General features: G+C 60.6%; 2 protein-coding genes. Both read left to right on the top strand.

Annotation, left to right across the window (positions count from 1 at the left end; translation table 11 throughout):
* Positions 1–199: T9SS type A sorting domain-containing protein (locus tag VMX79_08105; protein ID HUV87062.1), on the top strand; the 199-nt coding region annotated here is incomplete at its 5' end.
* Positions 200–401: 202 nt separating this feature from the next.
* On the top strand, positions 402–2,354 hold a 1,953-nt coding region (locus VMX79_08100), incomplete at its 3' end, for a C25 family cysteine peptidase (protein HUV87061.1).

Here is a 2,354-nt window from a genome sequence, read left to right as displayed (position 1 = left end):
CCTACCCGGGGCCGCGGCGGTGAAGGTGAGCCTGTACGACCTGGCGGGACGCCGGGTGACGACGGTGGTGGACCGGGTGCTGAGCGAAGGCAAGCACGTCGCGGCGCTGGAGGTGGGCGGCATGCCGGCCGGGGTGTACATTCTGCGGCTCGAGGTCGGCGGCCGGGTAGCGGCCAAGAGGCTGGCGGTAGTGCACTAGTATTCGACCCAAGGCTATGCCGGGGCGGCCCGAAGGCCGCCCCTTTTCATTGTGGCCGGAGCTTTGGCCGGCGAAATCGAGCCCGCCGCGGCAAAAAAAGTTGGAAATGAGACGCAAATATAGTTATAATATTATGGTAGGCGAGCAGCGTTGCTAATACGCAATAAGCTTTGTCGGCGATGGAATATAGGAGGTCGTTGAGATGAAGAAGGGGCTTTGGTTGGCGGTCTTTTACGCCGCGGCCGCGTTCGGGTATACCGTACAAGTCGACACCGGCGACGTTCACGTGCGGCCCGCTAGCGACCCGGCTTTTTTGGGTTACGACGTCGTCAGCTTGGAGGGAGGCGGTGTGCTCCCGCTCGAGCCCGGCGAGCCGGCGTTGCCGGCGGTCGTCGCGACGGTAGCGTTGCCCAAGGGTACGAAGATCGAGTCGGTAGACGTATCGTACGGCGAACCGGTGGTCCTGCCCGGGTCGTACCGCGTAATGCCTATGCAGGAGCCGACGCCTTTTAGTTCGGCGAAAAGCAACGCAACGCCGCCGGACGCGAAGGTTTACGCTTCCGCGGAGGCGTTCCCCGGGAAGTTGGCCTACTCCTTCGGGAGCGGCAATATGGGCGGCTACGGCGTCGGCAGCGTCGCGCTGGCGCCGGTGCAGTACGTTCCGGCCACGGGGAAGTTATTGGTATACCCGGTAATCGATTTTAAACTGAACCTGACGCGCGCGGGGCCCGAAAACGTCTACCCCAAAGTGCGTTTGGATTGGATAGACCGCGACATCCGCGAGAGCCTGGCGGCGACGGTTATCAACCCGTGGGAAGTTAGGTCGCCGAGCGGCGTTAAGCTCTTCGGCGGCACCGACGGCGGCTTGGAAGACGTTTTCCCGTACCTCGTCGTCACGGACGAGGTTATGGCGGAAAAAGCCCAGGACCTCGCCGACTGGAAGACCAAGAAAGGCCTTAACGCCACGGTCGTAACGACGACCTATATCGAGGCCAACTACACCGGCGTCGATTCCGGCGAGAAGATTCGTAATTGCATTAAAGATTATTACGAGAACAAGGGCACGCAGTACGTGTGCCTCGTCGGTACGAATTCGATAATACCGGTCCGGAAGGTCTACGACCCGAGTTACAACGTGGCGGAAGGGGACTATCTGGTCCCGACCGACAACTACTACGGCTGCCTGGACGGCGATTTCAACGCCGACGGCGACGGCTACTGGGGCGAATACCCGGACGACAACGTCGACTGGGTATATGACGTGTACGTGGGGCGCATCCAGGTCTCGAGCGCGGAGGCGTTGGCGGAAGTAATCGACAAGACCTTGTGCTACGAAGGCGCCGGCGCCTCGAGCGAGGTCAACCCCTACGACTACCAGAACCTGGTTATCCTGGCCGGTGGCTGGGCCGATTCCTCCACCAACCTGGGTATAATGATGGAGTACCTGCGCGATAATTACCTGACGTCGTCTCACTGGTCCTTCACCGAGCTCTGGGATGACACCTACCCGGGCGGTGCCGTCTTTAACGCCACGAGCTTCACCTCCAATATGGAACAGGGCAAGGGCCTGGTCGCCCACATGTCCCACTGCAATACCACCGTATTGGGGACTAATTCCGGTTCCGTTTCCAATACCACCCTGTACGGCCTGGGTAATCACCCCAAGTTTATGGCCTACCTGTACTCCGTGGGGTGTTACGCCAGCAATACGGACTACGACGACAACTGCGCGGCCAGCTTCGTAAATGCCCCCGAGGGGGGCGGCGTAGGTTTCACCTGTAACACGCGCTACGGCTGGTATTCGCGCGGCGACCCGCTGAACCACTACTCCCAGGAATTTATTAAGGAATACTTTAAGCAGTTCGGGGCCGAGGACGTCTACGTAACCGGCAAGACGTTGGCCTTCCACAAACACCCACTGCAGAGCTACCTCACGCAGGCGATATATCGTTACATATACTTCGAGCTCATCCAACACGGCGACCCGGACATCTGGGTCCCGAACGGTACCATAGGCACGCCGAACGTTACGTACGAAGACAGCATCCAGGCCGCGCCGCAGACGTACGAGGTCCACGTGGGCGATTCGGCGGACGGCGACGTGGAGGGGGCGCTGGTGTGCGTGTGGAAGGGCGACGAGGTATACGCCGCCGAC

This window comes from bacterium, from assembly GCA_035529855.1.
In the GTDB taxonomy this organism is placed as follows: domain Bacteria; phylum RBG-13-66-14; class B26-G2; order WVWN01; family WVWN01; genus WVWN01.
This window is presented reverse-complemented; position numbering and strand designations above follow the sequence as displayed.